This is a genomic window from Streptomyces typhae (genome assembly GCF_009755605.1).
GTDB classification, from domain to species: Bacteria; Actinomycetota; Actinomycetes; order Streptomycetales; family Streptomycetaceae; genus Streptomyces; species Streptomyces typhae.
Map to the genome: position 1 here is coordinate 146,288 of NZ_WPNZ01000004.1, position 21,634 is coordinate 167,921.

The following is a 21,634-nucleotide window of genomic DNA, read 5'->3' on the forward strand; positions in this document are numbered from 1 at the left end:
GTTGCGGTCCGACCCGGTCACGAGGTCTCGAGTTCGTTGTCGAGGTAGCCGAAGAGTTCGTCGTCGGTGGCCGCGGAGAGGTCGTCGGACCCGGCGTCGTCGGCGGCGTCGTCGGCGCGTGCGTCGCTCCACCGGGCGAGCAGGGCCCGCAGCCGGAGGTCGACCTTGGTGGCGGTGCCGTCGTCGGTGAGGGCGAGCAGCGTGCTCTCCAGCCGGTCCAGTTGGTCCAGTACGCCGGTCTCCGCCTCGGGCTCGGCGCTCGGGAGCAGCGTCAGGACGTGCCGGGTGATCGCCGCCGCCGACGGGTGGTCGAACACCAGCGTCGAGGGCAGCCGCAGGCCGGTGGCCGCGGTGAGGCGGTTGCGCAGCTCCACGGAGGTCAGCGAGTCGAAGCCGAGGTCCTGGAGGGCGCGGCCGGGGTCGACCTGGGTGCCCGCGGAGTGGCCGAGGACCGCGGCGACCTGCGCGCAGACCAGGTCGAGGACCGTCTGCTCGCGGTCCGCCGCGGACTGCGCCGCGACGGTGTCGGTGAAGGTCGCGCCCACGGCGGCGGGCGCCGCCGTGACGCGGCGGGCGGGTGCGCGGACCAGGCCCCGCAGCGTCGGGGGCAGCGTCCCGTCCGCCGCCTGGCCGCGCAGCGTCGCGGTGTCGAGGAGGACCGGCACGAGTGCGGCGCGGTCGTCCCGTGTCGCGGCGTCGAGCAGCGCGAGGGCGGTGTCGGTGGGCAGTTCGAGGATGCCGGAGCGGCCGAGCCGGGCCCGGTCGTCGGCGGCGAGGCCCGCCGTCATGCCGCTCGCCGCCGCCCACATGCCCCACGCCAGGGAGACGCCGGGCAGACCGAGGGCGTGGCGGCGCCGGACGAGTGCGTCCAGTGCCGCGTTGGCCGCCGCGTAGCTCGCCTGGCCCGCGCTGCCGAGTATCCCGGCCGCCGAGGAGAAGACGACGAACGCGGACAGGTCGGCGTCCCGGGTCAGCTCGTCCAGGTGCAGCAGGCCGTCGACCTTCGGGCCGAGGACGCGGTCCACCCGCTCGGGCGTGAGCGCGTCGAGGACCCCGTCGTCGACGACGCCCGCCGCGTGCACGACGGCGCCGAGCGGCCGGTCGAGGGAGGCGAGGAGCGCGGCGAGCGCGGCACGGTCGGACACGTCGCAGGCCGCGACGGTCACCTCGGCGCCGAGGGCCGCAAGGTCGTCGCGCAACTCCCGCGCGCCGTCGGTCGCGAGACCCTTGCGTCCGGTGAGGACGAGGTTGCGGGCACCGCGTTCGGTGACGAGGTGCCGGGCCACCAGGGCGCCGAGCGTGCCGAGGCCGCCGGTGACCAGGACCGTGCGGTCCGGGTCGAGCGGGGCGGGCACCGTCAGGACGACCTTGCCCGCGTGCCGGCCCTCACTGAGGTGGCGGAACGCCTCGGGTGCGCGGCGGACGTCCCAGACACGCACCGGCAGGGGGCTGAGGGCGCCCGCCGCGAACAGCTCCAGCACCTCGGCCAGCATGTCCTGGAAGCGGTCGGGGTCCGGCTGCGTCTGGTCGAACGTGGCGTACTTGACGCCGGGCGGCAGGTCGTCGGGCTCGGGGACGTCGGCCTTGCCCAGCTCGATGAACCGGCCGCCGTCGGGCAGCAGTTCCAGGGAGGCCCGCACGAACTCCCGCAGCTCCGGGGAGTCCTCGGAGGGCTCCCGCGAGGCGCCCACCAGCTCCCGTACCAGCGAGTTGAGGACGACCTTCACGCCGCGCCCGCCGGTCTCGGCGGCGAACCGTGCCGCGAAGCCGGTGTCGAGCGAGGACGCCAGGTGCGTGTCGGGCACGCCCGCCGCGCGTACGGCGTCCTGGTCGGCGGGGCTCGCCGTCGCGTACACCTCCGCGCCCCAGTGGCGGGCGAGCCGCACGGCCGCGAGGCCGACGTCGCCCGCCGCGTCGTGCACGAGCACGGCCTCGCCGGGGCGCAGGTCCGCCAGGTCGTGCAGGGCGTAGTAGGCCGTGAGGAACGCGAGCGGCACGGACGCGGCGTGGGCGAAGGACCAGCCGGCGGGCACCGGGGCGAGGAGCTTGCGGTCGGCGACCGCGAGCGGCCCGAAGCCCTTGGCGGCCATGCCGAGGACGCGGTCGCCGACGGCGAGGTCGGTCACCGCCGCGCCGACCTCCGTCACGACGCCCGCGACCTCGGTCACCACGCCGTCGGGTTCGCTGCCCGGCCCGCCCTCGCCGTGGTGGGTGCCGAGGGCGACGAGGACGTCCCGGTAGTCGAGGCCGGCGGCCCGTACGGCGACCCGCACCTGGCCCGGCGCGAGGGGCGCCTCGGCCTCGGGGTGCGGCACCAGGGCGAGGCCGTCCAGGGAGCCACGGGAGCCGCGGGCCGGGACGTCGAGGCGCCAGGGGCCCTCGGCGGGCGGTGCGAGCAGGTGGTCGGCGGTGGCGCGGGCGAGCCTCGGCGCGGTGACCGCTCCCGCCCGCACCGCGGACTGGGGTTCACCGGAGGCCAGCGCGGCCCGTACGGCGAGGGCGGACTCCGCGGCGCCGTCGAGGTCGATCAGCGCGAACCGGCCGGGGTTCTCGGTCTGGGCCGAGCGCACGAGCCCCCACACGGCGGCCTGCGCCGGGTCGGGCGTCCCGGTGGCGACGGCGCCACGGGTGACGAACACCAGGCGCGTCCCGGCCGTCCGCTCGTCGGCGAGCCAGCCCTTGGCGAGGGCGAGCGCCCAGGACAGGGCGTCGCGCACTGCCTGCGCGTCCGCGCCGACCGCACCGTCCGTGTCGTATGTGTCGTGCGTGGAGTACGTGTCGTCCGTGCCTGCCGCATCGTCCGTGCCTGCCGCGTCGTACGTGCCTGCCGGGCGAGGGCAGAGGGCGAGCAGGTCGGTGACGCCGTCCAGGGCGCCGAATCCGGACACGACCGGTACGTCGGAGCCGAGGTCGGCCGCGAGAGCGCCGAGGCCGTCCGCGTGGCCACCGGAACCGTCCGCGTGGCCACCGGAACCGTCCGCGTGATCACCGGAACCGTCCGCGCCGAGTACGGCGAGCGCGACCTGCCGCTCCTCCGCGGACCCGGCGGCGGGCTCCCACTCCAGCGAGAACAGGGCGTCGGCGGTCCCTGGCGCGGCCCTGCGGAGGTCCACCGGCCGCATCACGAGGGACTCGACCGTGGCGACGGGCCTGCCCGCCGGGTCCGCGACGGCCAGCGACATCTCGTCCTGCCCCGTCGGCGTCCAGCGCACCCGCAGCGTCGAGGCGCCGACGGCGTGCAGCCGCACCCCGGTGAAGCTGAACGGCAGCCGGGGGCCGCCGCCGCTCTCGTCGAGGGCGCGCAGGACCGGCGCGTGCAGGGAGGCGTCGAGCAGCGCGGGATGCACGCTGAAGCCCTCGCCGCCGGTGCCCTCGGGCAGGGACACCTCGACGTACACGTCGGAGCCGAGGCTCCAGGCCGCGCGCACCGCGCGGAACACCGGCCCGTAGCCGTAGCCGAGTTCGACGAGGCGGTCGTAGATGCCGTCGGCGTCCATCGGGGCCGCACCCCGGGGCGGCCACTCGGACAGCTCGGTCGCCGGGGCCTCGCCCGTCGTGAGGGTGCCCGTCGCGTGCTCCGTCCACGGCGCGTCCCGGTCGGCGTCGTCGGCGCGCGAGTGCACGCGGACGCTCCGCCTGCCGCTCGCCGTGCCCGCGGCGTCCTCGGTGGCCGCGCCGACCGTGACGCGCAGGTCGCGGCCCCCGCGCTCGGGCAGGACGAGCGGTGCGTGCAGGGTCAGTTCCTCGACCGTGTCGAGCCCGCAGTGTCCTGCGGCGTGCAGGGCGAGGTCGAGGAAGCCGGTGCCGGGGAACAGGACCCGGTCGCCGACGCCGTGGTCGGCGAGCCAGGGCTGGGTCCGCGTGGAGAGCCTGCCGGTGAAGACGACCCCGTCGGAGTCGGGCAGCGCGACCGCGGCGCGCAGCAGCGGGTGGTCGCCCGTGGCGACACCGAGGGCCGCCGTCGCGCCGTCGCCCGCGGGGGCGACGGCCGCGGTCAGCCAGTACCGCTCGTGCTGGAACGCGTAGGTGGGCAGGTCCACGTGGGTGCCGTGGGCGCCGAGGGCGGCCGCGAGGTCGAGGTCGGCGCCCCGCACGTACAGGTGGGCGGCGGCGAGGGCCAGCGTGTCGGGTTCGGGGCGGTCGGAGCGCAGCGTGGGCACGAACACGGCGCCGGGGGCACTGTCCTGGCCCATCGCGGTGAGCACGCTGCCGGGTCCGACCTCCACCATCGTCGTGACGCCCTGCGCGACGAGCGTGGTGACGCCGTCGGCGAACCGTACGGGCCTGCGCACGTGCTGGACCCAGTGGTCCGGCGCGGCGAGTTCCCCGGCGTCGACCCGCTCGCCGGTCAGGGTGGACACGATCGGCAGGGTCGGCGGGTGGGCGGTGGCGGCCTCGACGACGCGGCGGAACTCCGCGAGCATCGGTTCCATCAGCGGCGAGTGGAAGGCGTGGCTGACCCGCAGCCGGGTCACCTTGCGGCCCTGCGCCTTCAGGCGGTCGGCGAGCTGCATCACCTCGTGCTCGCGGCCGGAGAGCACCAGCGAGTCGGGGCCGTTGATGGCGGCGATGCCGACGTGCTCGGTGCACTGCGGTGCGATCTCGTCCTCGGTGGCGCGCACCGCGACCATGACGCCACCCGCGGGCAGTGCCTGCATGAGCGCGCCGCGGGCGGCGACGATCGCGCCGGCGTCGGCCAGTGAGAAGACGCCCGCGACATGCGCGGCGGCCAGCTCGCCGATCGAGTGGCCCGCGAGGGCGTCGGGCCGCATGCCCCAGGACTCCCACAGCCGGTAGAGGGCGACCTCGACGGCGAACAGGGCGGGCTGGGCGTACTCGGTGCGGTCCAGGACGGCCTGGTCGTCGCCGAAGACGATGTCGCGCAGCGGCACGTCGAGGTGCGGGTCGAGGTGGGCGAACGCCTCGTCGAGGGCGTCGGCGAACACGGGGTGTGCCGCGTACAGGTCGCGGCCCATGCCGACGCGCTGGGAGCCCTGTCCGGAGAACAGCACGGCGAGCCTGCCGCCGTCGGGGGCGCCGCGGACGACGGCCGCGTCGTCGGTGCCCGCGGCGAGGGCGTCGAGTCCCGCGCGCAGGGCGGGCGTGCCGGTGCCGAGGACGACCGCGCGGTGGTCGAGCGCGGCCCGGCCGGTGGCGAGGGTCGCGGCGACGTCCGCCGGGTCGAGGTCCGGGCGCGCGTCGACGGTGGCGGCGAGACGGGCGGCCTGCTCGCGCAGCGCGGCGGTGTCGCGGGCGGACAGCGCCCAGGCGAGGGTGCGGCCGACGGGCTCGGCGGCGGGAGCGGCGGAAACGGCGGGGTCCTGCCCGGGGGCGGGTTCGGTCTTTTCGAGGATGTCGGCCTGTTCGAGGTTGTCGGCCTGTTCGAGGATGACGTGGCCGTTGGTGCCGCTGACGCCGAACGCGGAGACGGCGGCGCGCCGCGGGCGGCCCGCGTCGGGCCACGGCCGCTGCTCGGGGAGGAGTTCGACGGCGCCGGTCGTCCAGTCCACGTGCTCGGAGGGGCGGTCGAGGTGGAGGGTGCGCGGGAGCACGCCGTGGCGCATCGCCTGCACCATCTTGATGACGCCCGCGATGCCCGAAGCGGCCTGGGTGTGGCCGATGTTGGACTTCAGGGCGCCGAGGAGCAGCGGCCGGTCGGCGGGGCGGCCCTGGCCGTAGGTGGCGAGGAGTGCCTGCGCCTCGATGGGGTCGCCGAGGCGGGTGCCGGTGCCGTGGCCCTCGACGGCGTCCACGTCGCCGGTGGAGAGGCCCGCGTTGGCGAGGGCGGCCTGGATGACGCGCTGCTGCGCGGGTCCGCTGGGCGCGGACAGGCCGTTGGAGGCGCCGTCCTGGTTGGTGGCGGAGCCCCGGACGACGGCGAGCACCTCGTGGCCGTTGGCCCGTGCGTCGGAGAGCCGTTCGAGGAGGATCAGGCCGGCGCCCTCGCCCCAGCCGACGCCGTCGGCGGCGTCCGCGAAGGGCTTGCAGCGGCCGTCGGGGGCGAGGCCGCCCTGGAGGCTGAACTCGGCGAAGGGCGTCGGCGACGCCATGATCGCCGTGCCGCCCGCGAGGGCCATCGAGCACTCCCCCGACCGCAGCGCCTGCACCGCGAGGTGCAGGGCCACCAGGGACGACGAGCAGGCGGTGTCCACGGTGACGGCGGGCCCGCGCAGGCCGAGGAAGTAGGCGATGCGGCCCGAGACGACACTCAGCGCGTCACCGGTGAGCCGGTAGCCGTCCATCTCGGGCGCGGCCTGTTCCAGGGTGCCCGCGTAGCCCTGTGGGGAGGCGCCGACGAAGACGCCGGTGAGGCTGTCGCGTACGGAGGACGGGTCGATACCGGCCCGTTCGAAGGCCTCCCAGGCCAGTTCGAGCACCTGCCGCTGCTGCGGGTCCATCGCCAGGGCCTCGCGCGGGGCGATGCCGAAGAATCCCGCGTCGAAGCCGCCCGCCCCGTCGAGGAAGGCGCCTTCCAGGGTGGTGCTGCGGCCGTGGTCCCCGGCGTCGGCCGGGTACAGGCGGTCGGTGTCCCAGCCCCGGTCGTCGGGGAACGCGCCGACGGCGTCGCGCCCTTCGACGACGAGCGACCACAGGTCCTCGGGGCCGCGGACACCGCCGGGGTAGCGGCAGCTCATCGCGACCACGGCGATCGGGTCGTCGTCGGCGCGGGCCGCCGTGGCGGTGCCCGTGGGCGCGGCGGGCGCGGTCTGCCGCTCGCCGAGCACCACGGAGTGCAGCTGTTCGGCGAGGGCCTCCGGCGTCGGGTGGTCGAAGACGACGGTGGCGGGCAGCCGTACGCCGGTGGCGGTGTTGAGTCGCTTGCGCAGCTCGATGGCGGTGAGGGAGTCGACGCCCAGTTCGCGGAACGCCCGGTCGGGCGTGACGGTGTCGGGTCCCTCGTGGCCGAGGACCGCCGCGGCGTGGCCGCGGACCAGGTCGAGCAGGAGGCGGTGCCGGTCGGCGTCGTTGAGCCCGGCGAGGCGTTCGGCGAGGGCGCCGCCCGCGGCCGGCTCGTCCACGACGTCCTGCTCGGCGAGCGCGACGACGCCGGGTATCTCGCCGATGAGCGGGCGGGAGCGGGCCGCGGTGAAGCCGGGGGCGAAGCGGGCCCAGTCGACGTCGGCGACCGTCAGGGTCGTCTCGCCCGTCGCGAGGGCGGTGGCGAGCGCGCCGACCGCGAGCTGCGGCCGCATGGGGCGCAGGCCGCGGCGGCGCAGCTGGTCGTCTAGGTCGCCGGTGACCATGCCGCCGCCCGCCCACATGCCCCAGGACACCGAGGTGGCGGGCAGCCCTTCGGCGCGGCGGCGCTGGGCGAGGCCGTCGAGGAAGGCGTTGGCGGCGCCGTACGCGCCGAGGTCGCCGCTGCCCCATACCGCGGACCCGGAGGAGAACAGCACGAACGCGTCGAGTTCGCGTCCGGCGCACAGCTCGTCCAGGTGGGCGGCGCCGACGGCCTTGGCGCCGAGGGCGTACGCGAGGTCGGCGGTGCCGGTCTCCGCGAGCGGCAGGGACGGCACGGTGCCCGCGGCGTGGAAGACCGAGCGGACGGGGGTGCCGTCGGCGTCGAGCCGGGCGAACAGGTCGGCGAGCGCGGTGCGGTCGGCGGCGTCGCAGGCGGCGATCGTGGTCCGCACGCCGAGCCCGGTCAGCTCGTCCCGCAGTTCGCTCGCGCCGGGCGCGTCCATGCCGCTGCGGCTGGTCAGGACGATGTGCTCGGCGCCGTTGGCGGCGAGCCAGCGGGCGACGTGGCCGCCGATGGCGCCGGTGCCACCGGTGATCAGTACGGTGCCCGTGGCGCGCCAGGCGGGCGCGTCGGCCGGTGCGGGGGCGGGCAGCAGCCGTCGTACGGACACGCCGGAGGCACGGATCGCGAGTTGGTCCTCGTCCGACGGTCCGGCGAGGACGGCGGCGAGCCGCCCGGTGGTCCTGGCGTCGGGGGCCGGGGGCAGGTCCACCAGGCCGCCCCAGCGTTCGGGGTGCTCCAGGCCGACGGAGAGGCCGAGACCCCAGGTCTGGCTCTGTACGGGGCGGGTCAGCGGGTCGGACCGTCCGACGGACACCGCGCCGGTCGTGGCCAGCCACAGCGGCGCGTCGATCCCGGCGTCGCCGAGCGCCCGTACGAGGGCGAGCGTGCCGGAGAGGCCGTTCGGGACGGTCGGCGACGCGGCGTCGGGCCGCTCGTCGAGGGCGAGGAGGGACAGCACTCCGCTGGGGACGACGTCCAGGGCGCGCAGCGCGTCGGCTGTGCGGGCGATCGTGGCGTCGGCCGCCTCCTCGGCCGTTCCGCCGGCCGCCTCGGCACCCGTTCCGTCGGCCGCCTCGTCACCCGCTCCGTCGGTCGTGACGTCGATCTCCAGGACGTCGGCGCCGTGGGCGCGCAGCGCGTCGACGGCCGCGGCCCGCCACGGGTGCTCCGCCTCGGCCGGGGAGCCGACGACGAGCCAGGTGCCGGTCAGGGCCGGGGCGTCGGAGGCGGCGAGGGGCCGCCAGGTGACGCGGTGCCGCCAGGAGTCGACGGCGGACCGCTCCTGCGTGCGGCGGCGCCAGTCGGCGAGGCTCGGCAGGACGTCGGTGAGGGGCGCGTCGGCGGGCACGTCCAGCGTGGCCGCGAGGTCGCCACGCTCCACCGCGGACCAGAACTCCTCAAGGGCGGGGTCGCCGGCCGCCGTCGGGCGGGCCGTCTCGTCGAGCCAGAACCGCCGGCGCCGGAAGGGGTAGGTGGGCAGGTCGACGGTGCGTCCCGCGGGCACCACGGCACTCCAGTCGAACGGCAGGCCCTCCACGTACGCCTCGGCGGCGGAGAGCAGGAACCGGTCGAGGTCGCCGTCGGTCCGGCGCAGCGTGCCCACGACGACGGCGTCGCGCTCCGCGGCCTCCACCGTCTCGCGCACGCCGATGGTGAGGACGGGGTGGGGGCTGCACTCGACGAACACGCCGACGCCACGCTCCGTCAGACCACGGGTCGCGTCCTCGAACCGCACGGTGTTGCGCAGGTTCTGGTACCAGTACCCGGCACCCACCTCGGTCCCCGTCAGCCACTCACCGGTGACCGTGGACAGCATCGGCACACCGGCCTCCCGCGGCTCCACCCCCGCAAGGGCCTCCGCCAAGGCATCCTCGATGCGCTCGACGTGCGACGAGTGCGAGGCGTAGTCCACCGGCACCCGCCGGGCCCGCACCTCATCGACCGCGCAGGACTCCATCAACTCGTCCAGCGCGTCCGCGTCACCCGCCACCACCACCGAACGAGGCCCATTGACCGCGGCCACCGATATACGCCCGTCCCAGCGCGCTATACGCTCCCGCACCTGCTCGACGGTCACGGCCAGCGACACCATGCCGCCCCGGCCCGACAACGCCACAATCGCCTTGCTCCGCAGCGCCACCACCTTCGCGGCGTCCTCCAGGGACAACGCACCCGCCACATGAGCCGCCGCGATCTCCCCCTGACTGTGACCCACCACCGCGTCCGGCTCCACACCGTACGAACGCCACAGCGCCGCCAGCGACACCATCACCGCCCACAACGCGGGCTGCACCACATCCACCCGCTCCAACGCGGCCGCGTCACCGAGGACCTCGTACAACGACCAGTCCACGAACGGAGCCAACGCCTCGGCACACGCGTCCAACGACGCACGGAACACCGGCGACGACGCGGCAAGATCCGCACCCATGCCGAGCCACTGCGAACCCTGACCCGGGAACACGAACGCCACCTGCCCCGCGGGGCGCGCCACGCCTACGGCAACCCGGGCCGACTCCATGCCGCCTGCCACTGCCGCCAGCGCGTCGGTGCCGCCCGCCACCACCACGGCGCGGTGGTCGAAGGCCGACCGCGACAGCAGGGTGGACGCCACGTCCGCCGGGGCGAACCTGGCCACCACCGGGGCGAGTTGCCCGGCGTGGGCGCGCAGGGCCTCCTCCGTACGGGCGGAGAGCACCAGCGGAACCGGGCCCGACGCCGACGGCGGTTCGGCCGGGTTCTCCTCGGGCGCCTGCTCCAGGACGGCGTGGGCGTTGGTGCCGCTGATGCCGAACGAGGACACGCCGGCCCGCCGGGGCCGGCCCGCCTCGGGCCACGGCGTGGCCTCGGTGACCAGCGACACCGCGCCGGTCGTCCAGTCGACGTGCGGGGTGGGCTCGGTGATGTGCAGGCTGCGGGGCAGGACGCCGTGGCGCAGCGCGAGCACCATCTTGATGAGCCCCGCGACGCCGGAGGCCGCCTGGGTGTGGCCGATGTTGGACTTCACCGACCCGAGCCACAGCGGTCGGTCCGCGGGCCGGTCCTGGCCGTACGTGGCCAGGAGGGCGTCCGCCTCGATGGGGTCGCCGAGGCGGGTGCCGGTGCCGTGCGCCTCGACGGCGTCGACCTCGGCGGCGGGGACGCCCGCGTCGGCGAGGGCCTGCCGGATCACCCTGCGCTGCGCGGGGCCGCTGGGGGCGGTGAGGCCGTTGGACGCGCCGTCCTGGTTGATGGCGGTGCCCTTGATCAGCGCGAGCACGGGGTGTCCGTTGCGGCGCGCGTCGGACAGCCGCTCGAGGACCACCATCGTGGCGCCCTCGGCGAGGCCGAAGCCGTCCGCGCTCGCCGAGAACGCCTTGCACCGCCCGTCGGGGGCGAGCGCGCGCTGACGGCTGAACTCCACGAACAGGCCCTGCGTCGACATGGTCGTGACGCCGCCCGCGAGCGCGAGGGGGCACTCGCCGCGCCGCAGCGACTGCACGGCCATGTGCAGAGCGGTCAGCGACGACGAGCACGCCGTGTCGACGGTGACGGCGGGACCCGCGAATCCGAACGTGTACGAGAGCCTGCCGGACGCGACGCTCGCGGTGTTGCCGGTGAGCAGATAGCCCTCCAGGTCCGCGGGGGCCTCGTGCAGCTTCGGCGCGTAGTCCATCGCCATCGCGCCCACGAACACACCGGCCCGGCTGCCGCGCAGGCCCGTCGGGTCGATGCCCGCGCGTTCGATCGCCTCCCAGGAGATCTCCAGGAGCAGCCGCTGCTGCGGGTCCATCGCGAGGGCCTCGCGCGGCGAGATCCCGAAGAACTCGGGGTCGAACTGGTGGACGTCGTGCAGGAAACCGGCCTCGCGCTGGTAGTAGCCGCCCGCGCGCTCGGCGTCCTCGTCGTAGCGGCCCTCCAGGTCCCAGCCGCGGTCGTTGGGGAACGCGGTGACGCCGTCGCCCTCCGCGACGAGGAACTCCCACAGGTCCTCGGGGCTGCGCACACCGCCGGGCAGTCGGCAGCTCATCGCCACGATCGCGATCGGGTCGTCGTCGACGGCCGCCGTCACGGCGATCGGCTCGTCGTCGTCGACGGGGACGCCGAGCAGGACCCGGTCGATGTGCCGGGCGAGGCCTCGGCACGTCGGGTTGTCGAACACCGCCGACACGGGCAGGTTCAGGCCGGTGGCGGCGTTCAGGAGGTTGCGCAGGGACACCGCGCCCGCCGAGTCGACGCCGAGTTCGAGCAGCGGCGCGTCGATGTCGGCGTCGTACGGGGTGCCGCCGGTGGTCCCGGAGTCCCCGGTGACGGTGCCGCCGACGACGGTGGCCACCTGGGCGCGGACGACGTCGAGCAGGAACGCGGTGCGGTCGGGGGCGGCCGACACCCGGTCGGCGAACGACGCTGCGGGGGCGGCCTCGGGGGCCGCGTGCAGCGGGTAGGGCGGCAGCGGCACGGCGCGTGCGTCGCGGCCCGCGAACACCGCGTTCCAGTCGGGCAGCACGCCGTGCGCGTGCAGTTCGGCGAGCGCGGCGGTCGTCTGGTCGGCGCCGCCCCGGTCCCTGCGCAGCGTGCCGACGACGGCGGCCTCGACACCGGCGTCCTCGGCGGTCTCCTGTACGGCCCTGGTGAGGACGGGGTGCGGGCTCGGTTCGAGGAAGAGGCGGTGCCCGTCGGCGAGGGCGGCACGCGTGGCGCCGTGGAGGTTCGCGGTGCCGCGCACGTCGCGGCACCAGTGGTCCACGGTGAGCGTGAGCGGGTCGACGCGTGCGCCCGTGGTGGCCATGTAGATCGGTACGTCCGTCGCGCGGGGGCGGACCCAGTCCAGGTCGGCGCGCAGCGAGTCGAGGATGGAGTCGACCTGGCGGCCGTGCGCCGCGAGCCGGATGGCGATGCTCCTGGCCCTGACGCCGTCGGCGGCCAGTTCGGCGAGGAGTTCGGTGGCCGCGTCCTCGGTGCCGGAGACCAGGACCGAGCGGGGGCCGTGCACGGCGGCCAGGTCGAGACCCTCGTACCGGGCGAGCCGCTCGCGTACGTCGTCGGCGTGCGCGAGGACGGACAGCATCACGCCCTGTTCGAGCAGGTGCACCTGCGCCTGGCTGAACAGGGCCACGGCGCGCGCGCCGTCCTCGACGGACAGCGCGCCCGCGACTGTCGCGGCCGGGATCTCACCGACGCTGGAGCCGATCACGGCGCCAGGCCGTACGCCCCAGGACCGCCACAGGGCGGACAGGGACACCATCATCGCCCAGAGCGCGGGCTGGCCCACGTCCGGCCGTTCCAGGGACGGCGTGCCCGGGACGCCGCGCAGGACGTCGAGGACCGGCCAGTCGACGTGCGGGGCGAGGGCCTCCGCGCAGGCGTGCAGATGCTCGGCGAACACCGGTGAGGCGGCGAGCAGTTCGTCGGCCATGCCCGGCCACTGCGGCCCGTGCCCGGGGAACACGAAGACGGGTCCGTCCGCCGCGGGCGCCCCGGCCGGGTGCTCCCGGACGGGCAGGGTGAGCCCCGGCAGCGGCAGCCGGCCCTCGCTGAGGGCGAGCAGGTCACCGGCGAGCCGGGCGCGGTTCCCGCCGACGAGGACGGCACGGTGGGCGAGGGCGGGCCGGGTCGTGGCGAGGGAGTAGGCGAGATCGACGACCGGCAGCTCCGGCTCGGCACCGAGCAGCGCGTGCAGCCCTGCGGCACGGGCACGCAGCGCGTCCGGGCTGTGGGCGGACAGGGTGACGGGGACGGGGGTTTCGTCGGGGGTGGAGTCGTCGTCAGAGGAAGCGGAGCCGCCGGGAACCGAGCGACCGGGAGCGGGGCGCCCTGCGGCCAGGGCGGCTTCGGCGAGGGAGGAAACGTTGTCGGGCCATGTGGAGTCGGGGCCGAGGAGATAGCCGAAGGTCGCGGTCCGCGGCCCGTCGGCACGTGCGATCACGACGAACGCGCCACCCGCACCGCCCGAGTCACCCGCGGCACTCGGGCCACCCGTGCCACCCGTGCCACCCGTGCCACCAGAGACAACCGCACCATCTGTGTCGTCCGCACCCCCGGAGGCATCCGGCCCACCCGAGCCACCCGCACCAGCGGCGGCGTCCGCACCACCCGAGGCAACCGCACCACCCGCGCCGCTCCAGGCAATCGCACCACCCGAGGCAACCGCGCCGACCAGCGCGACATCGCACTCCCCGGACCGCACAGCGGCCACGGCGTCGGCGACGGGGTCGTCCCCGGCGCGCCGCGGTCCGGATAAGCCGAGGACACGCGCCAGTTCACCGGCGTGCTCCGCGTCGTCGTCCGCGCCCCGGCCGCCGGCGGCCAGGAACACGCCGACGCCCGTCGGGCCGTCCGCGTGGACACCCGCGTCCTCGCAGGCCCTCCACGCCGACTCCAGTTCGGCCGTCCGGTCCGCGGGCAGCGGCACACCGGTCAGCTCGGCCAGTACACCGGGAACCCGTTCCGCCCGCACCGGCGCCGCGAGTGCGGCCCCGATGACAGCGACAGTACCGGCGTCCACTCGTGCTGATTCGCACATGGCAGTCTCCGCCCCCGTCAGTCGTTCGCTGGAACTCAACATCTGCTGGCCGAATTGGCCCGAGCTTTTCTCGGCCAATGCGCCGAGACAACGGCCGATAGTCAAGCCAGCGCTCAAGTAATTGTCAACCGAGGACTATTCACGCTCGGACACATTGCAGCCGTGTTACAGGATGACCCCCACCCCAGGTGAGGGAATGCTTGTCAGGTACGCGCGAACGCGTACCGACGTGCGCAGCCGTGCGGAATTTACCGCGCCGACTTACGGAATTTACCGACTCTGGACACTCCCCCGAGAGGCGGGCGGAGGTCGGCTCCTGCCCGGTGGACACAACGAATCCTGCCCGGTCCCATGACGAGAAGGGCAGCCGAGAAGGTACCGGGAGGGCAACATCGGGCGCATTGCCCGACACCCTCAGGACATAGGACCGTCAATTTCCGGCCAGGCATCCCCCGATAACAAGCCAGCACGCGGTAGATGGCCCCTGAAACACCAACTTCGCGCCAACTGTATGCCGCTTACACGTCACCTGCCCGACGGCCGCAGGCGACGGCTGGGCCGCCTCGCCGAGCGCGTGCGGGGCCCCTCACTCACAACGGGGTTCCGCAAGTACGCGCACGTCAGAGACGCGTCAACGGGTCATGGCACCCGACTGCCGAACACGGGGCACGCCCGAGGCCGAAGCGGCGGCGCCTCAGGTCCGGCCGGCCGGAAGGCACGTCGGCGCGCCACAACATGTCGCCGGAGTGGCCGGTTCATGGCAGGGAGATGACCGATGCCGTCATGGTCGCGGGGGCTCGCGGAAAGACAATGCAATAACTCCGTTCCGACCGCGTCAAAACACAAGTCGGAAGTGAGGTTTGCGATACGCGGGCCGAGTACAGCGGCACGGCGGAGGTGATGTGTGTTCGACTGCGTTCGACAGACCGATCCGGTCTTCGCATGGCAGTGGAGTGCGCCCGTCTGGAAGCACCGGAACCTGCATCCTGGGTCACTGTGCCTTGGCCCCCCTTTATATGGACTCGACGCGGGCACCGGCGCGAAACGGAGAGTCCGGGGGGAACGACGCCCCGGAAATCTCGATTGGAGGCGCGGTGGGGTCGCGCGGACGTCGGACGGATCGCGAAAACCCGCGATCCCGTGCTGGCACAACCGTATCGGAATGGCCACTGCCCGTACCAGCCTCCCTGTTTGTGGTTATCGGAAGCGAAACAACACATCCTTACTTGCGCGTAAGCATCATTGGCCCGCGCCGCTTGTCGCGGCGAACACCCCCGCACATATGCCGACGCGAATGGCGGATGCCGTGCACCACCTGCCATCGACGCACACACTTCGCGTCCGCGACACCTGACGTCGACACGTTCGAGGTGGCGCACACCCGTCCGGGGAAGCGGGCGCCCCCGGTGCCCGCCGTGCCCGTTTGGCCACCGCGAGGCTCCGTTTCGTGCCCGTTTCGGTCTCATGCCCGGGGCATCGTGGTTCACCTCACACATCGCACACCGCAGGGCAGCGTTCAGTGACCGCCGCGCGCCTGCCACGTCGACAGCCGTGCCGATGCCCGAGCCGACGCCCGAGGTCCGCACCGGAGCCGACCACCGGTCAAAAAGCCCCCGGAGTGCGTCTGCGTCCTACCCACAGGACGGAGGCACTCTCGGGGGCTCAGGCGTTCGGGCCGATACGGAAGTACCGGAGTATTCCGGTCACTTGCGCAAGGCTGCGAGTTCCGCGTCGGCGCGCTCCCTGACCAGGGCCAGGACGCGTCCGGTGGCGGCCAGGTCGGCGGCCGGTATCCCGCCCCAGATGCGGGCGGTGAGCGGGGCGGCCTCCGTACCGATGACGGACAACAGCGTGTGGCCCGCGTCCGTGGCGCGCAGGTGCGCCCCGTCGGCGACGAGCAGTTGCCGCGCCAGCAGCTCGTCGAGCGTGACGCGGATGCCGGCCGGGTCCGTCTTGAGGGTGACCTGGACCTGTGCGACGAGGTCGTCCGGTGTCTGCGGGGTGTCGGCGGTGGCGGCGGCACGCAGGGCGATCTGCTGTTCGAACGTGACGCCGTGCCGGGCGAGGACGTGCTCCAGGACACCGCGGGCGGCGTAGTGGGCGAGGCCGAGGGCGCGGGGGTCGGCTGCGGGGGCGGTGGTGGTCATGGGGTGGTCTCCTGCGTGCTCTCGTCGTCGAGTACGGGTGGAGCGGGTGGCGCGGGTGGAGCAGGCGCTGCGGGTGGAGCAGGTGGCGCGGGGGGTGCCAGAGGTGCGTCGAGCAGGGTCGTCAGTTCGTCGACGAACGCGCGTGTCCGGGGCGCGTCGAGCCCGCCGAGCGGCTCAAGGAGCTGCTGGAGCAGTTCCTGGACCACCGCGACGGCCTGCCGGGTCACGGCCTGGCCCTGCTCGGTGAGGGCGAGTTGCACGGCGCGCGGGTCGCGGGGGTCGCGGGTGCGCTCGATCAGCCCGGCCGACTCCAGGGCGCGCGCCAGCTTGGAGACGTACAGCGCCTCCATGCCGACGTGGTCGGCGAGCCGGCGCTGACTGGGCCGCTCACCGGCGCGCTGCATGCCGTGCAGCGACGCGACCAGTGAGTACTGCGCGTGCGTGAGGCCCAGCGGCGCCACCGCGCGGTCGACGGCGACGCGCCACTTGTTGGCGAGCCGCCACACCAGGAAGCCGGGTGTGGGGCACGGTGATCCCTTGCTCATGACAGATAGAGTACATGGCAACTATGTACATAGCTACTATGCGCAGGGCTACTGTGTGCGGCGGCGGCCGGGCCGTGCGCGCCTCGCCGTTTTCTCACCCTCCCGGACCTGCACGTCCTGCCGAAGATCGGGTACACGAGCGGGCATGCAGACTCACAGCCATATCGTCCTGGCCGCCTCGGGCGGCGCCTCGCTCGCCCTCGTCCTGGTGGGCGTAGTGGTGGTCGCCGGCCTCATCGCCATGTTCGTCGCCGGCCGTCGCCGCGCCGCGCACCGCACCCGCAGCACCACGCCCGCCCACGGCGGCGACCCCGCCGGGGGCGAGGCGCAGCGCGGCAGCAGCTGGCAGACCCCCGACGACGACCCGGAACAGGGCAACCCCCGTCCCTGACGGCCCGGGGTGGGTGGCGCCGCCGCAACGACGACGACGGCGACAGCCACGGTCGCCACCACCGCCACCGCCACCGCCGTGATCGTCATGTGTCGTGCCCGGCCGGGCTCACGGCCGGGCTCTCGGGGTGCAGGGTGGCCAGCAGGTCGGCGAGGCCGCCCGGGGCGCGTCCGTGCAGCCGGGCCGCGGTGTGGACCGGGTGCTCGTCGGTGCGGGCGATGCGGTGCCCCGTCGCGGCGAGCCGGGCCGCGAGGTCGTGGTCCTCGCCGGTCGGCAGGGGCGCGAACCCGCCCACCCGCAGGTACGCCTCGGCGGACACGCCGAGGTTCGCCCCGTGGACGTGCGGGTGCTCCCACGTCCGCAGGGTTCCGGCGAGCCGCCGGGAGAGGAAGTAGTCGGCGTCGTGCCGGGCGACGAGAGGGGGCCCGGCGGTGCCGGGGTCCAGGCGGATGGTGCCGAGGACGGCGTCGTACCCCTCGCGTGCCCAGGCGACCTGGTGGGTGAGCCAGGCCTCGGGCACGGTGGTGTCGGCGTCCGTCATGGCCAGCCACACGTCCGGTCCGGCGGCCGGTCCGGCCAGCGCGTGCTCGACGCCCGCCGCCCGCGCGGCGCCGACGTTGCGGCCGCGGGTCTCCACGACGTGCGCTCCCGCGCGGGCGGCCAGGGCCGCCGTGGCGTCCGTGCACGCGTCCGCCACCACCACGACCGTGACGGGCAGCGGTGCCGCCCGCGCAGCCGCCTTGCGCAGGCTGCGCAGACAGGCCGTGACGCGGGCCTCCTCGTTGTGGGCGGGGACCACGACGGCCAGGGCCCCGGGCGTCACGCCGGGCCTTCCCGTCACGCCAGGCCCTCCGCGCGGGCCGGGGACAGCGCCGGGCCCGGACCGTGGCCGCGTTCGTGGACGGTGAGGGTGAAGTCCGGGTCGTCGTAGCGGGCGAGGCGGTGCAGGCCCGGCGTCCCGTCCAGCTGGTCGGCGACGGCACGGCCCGTGCAGGTGTGCTCGGGCACCGGGTGGTTCCAGTGCACGGCGACCAGATGCCCGCCCTCGGCCAGGCTCGCCATGCTCGCGCGCAGGATCCGCGTACGCGTCCCGGTGTCGAAGTAGTAGAGGAGCTCCGAGAGCACCACGAGGTCGAAGGGCTCCCCCGGCTCCTCGGGCCACTGCTCGGGCACCGTCATCCGCCGCACCGTGACGTGGTCGAGGCCGCCGACGCGCCGGGTCGCGGTCGCGACGGCGGAGGCCGTGCGGTCGGTGGCGAGCAGCCGGTCGCAGCGAGCGGCGAGGAGTTCCGTCAGGACCCCCACCGAGCAGCCCGGTTCGAAGGCGTGCGCGTAGCGGGGGCGGGGCAGCGCCGCCACGGTCAGGGCGTACTTGCGGCGGTCGTACCACCGCTCACCGAGGTGCCAGGGGTCCGCGGCACCGGCGTACTGGTCGTCGAAGTAGCTCGCGGGCGTGTTCACCGCAGCACCGTCTCGAAGGCGCGGGTGTGATGGGCGATCTCCTGCGGCGGCAGCACCGGCCCGGCGCCGGCGCTGCGCGGCTCCAGCTGGCTGGCGAACCGTGCCAGGGCCGCCCTCTTGCGGACGGCGGCCTCCGCCGCGAGCGGGAGGACGGCGGCCCGGTGCCACGGCACGCGGGGGTCGTGGGGGCGGGCCCAGTGCCACATCCACACCGGGTAGGACCAGACCGGTGTGGCGGTGTCGCGGCCCGCGCGCCGGGCGGCCCGACCCGCGGCCTCGTGGTCGCTGTGCAGGTCGCCCTCCCACGGGGCCACGCACACCGCCGCCCCGACGGCGTCCAGAAGCCGGCCGATCAGGGCCGCCGCGTCGTCCTCGTACGCGTCGAGGGCCGTGTCGGGCAGACCGGCGTGCACCGGGGCGGGCAGCTCGCCGAGATCGCCGAGGGCCGCGGCGAGTTCGTCCCGGCGCCTGGCCGCGAGGCGGGCGCGGGCCGCCGGTGAGGCGGGGCCGTGGGAGGCCTCGCCGTCGGTCAGGCACACCGTGTGGACCCGCGCACCCGCGTGGCGCAGGGCGGCGATGGTGCCACCGAAGCCGAGGACCTCGTCGTCCGGGTGGGCCGCCACGACCAGGACGGGGCCCGCGGGGAGGGCCAGGCTCGGCAGCAGCTCCGGCAGCCGCGCCGCGCGCCAGACGGCCTCGTCGGTGCCGCGCGCGTCGATGGCAGCGGCGGCGGCCTGTCGTGCGGGGGCCGGGGTGCTCGGGGCGCCCGGGGTGCTCGGGGCGCCTGCGGTGCTTGGCGTGCCCTGGGTGCTCGGGGCGCCTGGGGCGCCTGCGGTGCTTGGTGCGCTCCGGGTGCTCGGCGTGCCCTGGGTGCCCGGGGTGCGTGGCATGCCCTGGGTGTCCGTGGAGCTCGGGGCGTTCACTGCTCCTCCGTCGCGGTGTCCGGCGTCACGGACCGGCCGAGTTCGGCCAGGTTCCCCTCGGCGTGGTGCTGGCGTACGTACACCGTCAGGTCCGCCACCGCGCGGGCGTGCCGCTCGTCGTGGCACAGCGGCCCCGCGCCGGTGGCGCGCCCGACGCGGTCGAGGACCTCGGTGCACACCTTCTCGACCAGGGCACGCACGCGCAGGCTGCGCAGCCGTGCCTCCTCCCGTGTGTCGAGGGGGTCGGCGTCGATGTCGTCGCCCGCCCGGCGCAGGACGGTCTCGGCGGTGTGCAGCAGCACGTCGACGGCGCCGAGGTGGGCGGCCGCGTGCTCGTTCAGGCGCCCCGCAGCGGCCCGCTCGTACAGCGGCGCGGCGACGGCGTGCGCGCCGCCGAGCCAGCAGGCGGCCACGCCGATGCCCCCGTGCTGGAACCCGGGCCGCGTCAGATAGCTCTCCGCATCGCCGACGGCGCGCGCCGGCACGTCCGTGAACGCCATGTGCAGGCTGTCGCTCCCCGCCATGCCGATCGCCGGCCACGTCCCCGGCACCGGCTCCGCGCCAGGATGGTCGAGGGACACGGCGAACAGGCGGTAGCCGTCGTCGGCGTCCGCCGTCACCAGGGCGTGGGTGCAGCTGTGCGCTCCCGAGCAGTAGGGCTTGCCGCCGCTGATCCGCCACCCTCCGCCGGAGCGTGCGGCGCGGGTGCCTGGCCCCGGTGGGCGCGCGGCCCAGACCCCCCACCGCTCCCCCGGCGCGGGCAGCGGCTGACCCAGTTCGTGCAGGATCGCCGCGGCGTCGAGGTGCCCCTCCGCGAGGCGGGCGAGGGACAGGTCCCGGCGTCCCAGTGCGGTGAGGGCGGCGAAGCGGCGCGCCGTCGACGTGCCCGGCAGCGGTACGCCGGGGGCCTCCCGCTCGACGAACGCGGCGAACAGGTCCGCCGTACGCCGCTCCGGGGTACGGAGGTGGTCGGGCGTCTTCGGGGGTGTGAGGGTCACACGGGCCTCCAGCATGGGCATCCGTCGTCGAGGGCGCCGGCGTCGGCCCGGCTGCGCAGCACCCAGTACCCCTCTCGGCCGCACGCATCCCTCCGACCTCGTAGAACCACACACGTCACTCGCGGAACCACACACGGCGCGAGGCGGCGGCCCAGCGGACGGCGCGGGACGACGCCGGACGCCCCGGACGGCCCTTTACAGCACCGGACGGCACCGGGGCACCGGAGCACGCAAGACGCCAGAGGCCAGGACGGCTCAGTCCTCGGCGGTCTCCTGGAGCACGTCGCAGGTGTTCTGGAACTCCTCCATCAGACGGCTGGCCTCGACGACGAGGACTCCGTACGGGCGGGAGGAGTCGGCCAGGGGCAGCTCCTGGTCCCCGGCCGCGTTCAGGACCGTCTGCAGGGCCTCCTGGGCGACGTTCGCCAGCCTGCACATCTCCTCGGCCTGCTCGGCGAGGGTGTCGCTGTCCAGTTCCGCGATGACGTGGGCGATGTCGCGCAGCCGGAGGGCGAAGTCGGCGTAGGCCTCCAGGACGGGGGCGTAGGTGTAGGTGTTCTCCGTCTCCCGCCAGCGGCCGAGGCTGCGCGTGAGCGAACCCAGCTGGTACACCGCGCGCTCCAGGGCGTCCAGGGCGTTGCGGTAGCGGTCGAAGGTGAGGTAGCCGCGGTGTGCGGGCAGCAGCCTGCGAGGGTTGAACGGCAGGCTGTTCTCCGCGGCGCTCAGCCCGGCGCGGGCCTGCCCGACCGCGCTCTGCACGCGCTCCCCCGCCGTGCGCCACTGCTCGGCGCGCTCGGCGTCGACGTCGCCGCTGCCCAGGCCGTCGGCCATGTCGTCGAGCAGCGATGCCATCTCGGCGGCGAGGGTGTGCAGCCCCTGCTCGGCGCTGCGGTAGCGCAGCGGGGGCGCGATGCACAGGTTCACGACCAGGCCGATGCCGCAGCCGATGAGCACGAGGAGAATGATCTGCCCGAGTTGCAGGGCCCTGTCGGTGTTCGTGGTGGCCGTCGCATAGGTGGAGAACGCGAAGAACGCGGCCGTGGCGACCTGGGAGCGCTGCTCGCCGAGGGCCGGCCACTGTCCCAGCGTCAGCGCGACGGCGGCGACCACCACGAACGCGAACAGGTCGGGGCCCGCCGTGAAACCGATCGCCGCCTGCACCGCCACACCGACGATGACCGCGGCGATGTAGCGCAGGGTCTGCCACACGGACCGGTGGATCGTGACGTTCATGGTCAGCACCGCGGAGAACGGTGCGAACGCCGGTGACGTCGCGTCCAGCAGCGCGTGCGCGATCCACCAGGCCGGCGTCGCCGCGAGCACGCACTTCCCGATCAGCAGCGCCGTGTCACGCTCGTGCCCCGGCGTGCCGCAGGCACGCGCCACCCACGCCCATCCCCTTCGTACCCGATCCACCACGC

At 75.0% G+C, this 21,634-nt stretch carries 9 protein-coding genes; 1 reads left to right on the forward strand and 8 read right to left on the reverse strand.

Annotation, left to right across the window (positions count from 1 at the left end; all coding sequences use genetic code 11):
• Positions 1 to 17: 17 nt before the first annotated feature.
• From GPA10_RS09115 to GPA10_RS09125, 3 genes are all read right to left on the reverse strand, one after another.
• Positions 18 to 13,748 (reverse strand): type I polyketide synthase, encoded by a 13,731-nt coding sequence (locus tag GPA10_RS09115; RefSeq protein ID WP_157165047.1) that lies wholly within the window; start codon positions 13,746 to 13,748, stop codon positions 18 to 20.
• A gap of 1,703 nt (positions 13,749 to 15,451) precedes the next feature.
• Positions 15,452 to 15,895: a MarR family transcriptional regulator gene (locus GPA10_RS09120; RefSeq protein WP_157165048.1), complete on the reverse strand. Its 444-nt coding sequence runs from the start codon at positions 15,893 to 15,895 to the stop codon at positions 15,452 to 15,454.
• On the reverse strand, positions 15,892 to 16,440 hold the full coding sequence (locus GPA10_RS09125; protein ID WP_157165049.1) for a MarR family winged helix-turn-helix transcriptional regulator: 549 nt from the start codon (positions 16,438 to 16,440) through the stop codon (positions 15,892 to 15,894). Before GPA10_RS09125 ends, GPA10_RS09120 begins: the two co-directional genes overlap by 4 nt.
• A 145-nt stretch (positions 16,441 to 16,585) precedes the next feature.
• On the opposite strand from GPA10_RS09125, the gene GPA10_RS09130 reads away from it, so the two are divergent.
• The gene (locus GPA10_RS09130; protein WP_157165050.1) at positions 16,586 to 16,831 is read left to right on the forward strand and encodes a DUF6479 family protein; all 246 of its coding nucleotides are present in this window, start codon (positions 16,586 to 16,588) and stop codon (positions 16,829 to 16,831) included.
• A gap of 85 nt (positions 16,832 to 16,916) precedes the next feature.
• Here GPA10_RS09130 and GPA10_RS09135 read toward each other — a convergent pair whose 3' ends face one another.
• The 5 genes from GPA10_RS09135 to GPA10_RS09155 all read right to left on the reverse strand — a co-directional run bounded on the left by GPA10_RS09135 (position 16,917) and on the right by GPA10_RS09155 (position 21,599).
• Positions 16,917 to 17,672 (reverse strand): glycosyltransferase family 2 protein, encoded by a 756-nt coding sequence (locus GPA10_RS09135; RefSeq protein WP_343040568.1) that lies wholly within the window; start codon positions 17,670 to 17,672, stop codon positions 16,917 to 16,919.
• A complete protein-coding gene (locus tag GPA10_RS09140) occupies positions 17,669 to 18,292 on the reverse strand; it encodes an SAM-dependent methyltransferase (protein WP_343040569.1) in 624 nt (207 codons plus the stop codon). The genes GPA10_RS09135 and GPA10_RS09140 overlap by 4 nt, the downstream gene beginning before the upstream one ends.
• Positions 18,289 to 19,215 carry a PIG-L deacetylase family protein gene (locus GPA10_RS09145; protein WP_343040570.1) on the reverse strand — a complete coding sequence of 309 codons (927 nt, stop codon included), beginning with the start codon at positions 19,213 to 19,215 and terminating at the stop codon, positions 18,289 to 18,291. Before GPA10_RS09145 ends, GPA10_RS09140 begins: the two co-directional genes overlap by 4 nt.
• Positions 19,212 to 20,213 carry an acyl-CoA dehydrogenase gene (locus tag GPA10_RS09150; RefSeq protein WP_343040571.1) on the reverse strand — a complete coding sequence of 334 codons (1,002 nt, stop codon included), beginning with the start codon at positions 20,211 to 20,213 and terminating at the stop codon, positions 19,212 to 19,214. Before GPA10_RS09150 ends, GPA10_RS09145 begins: the two co-directional genes overlap by 4 nt.
• A 255-nt stretch (positions 20,214 to 20,468) precedes the next feature.
• Entirely contained in the window at positions 20,469 to 21,599 is a 1,131-nt protein-coding gene (locus GPA10_RS09155) for an FUSC family protein (protein WP_343040572.1), read from the reverse strand.
• Positions 21,600 to 21,634 lie beyond the last annotated feature (35 nt).

Coding starts and splice junctions, on each gene's coding strand:
- GPA10_RS09130 (WP_157165050.1), top strand. CDS start 16,586: ATGCAGACTCACAGCCATATCGTCCTGGCCGCCTCGGGCGGCGCCTCG.
- GPA10_RS09115 (WP_157165047.1), bottom strand. CDS start 13,748: ATGTGCGAATCAGCACGAGTGGACGCCGGTACTGTCGCTGTCATCGGG.
- GPA10_RS09120 (WP_157165048.1), bottom strand. CDS start 15,895: ATGACCACCACCGCCCCCGCAGCCGACCCCCGCGCCCTCGGCCTCGCC.
- GPA10_RS09125 (WP_157165049.1), bottom strand. CDS start 16,440: ATGAGCAAGGGATCACCGTGCCCCACACCCGGCTTCCTGGTGTGGCGG.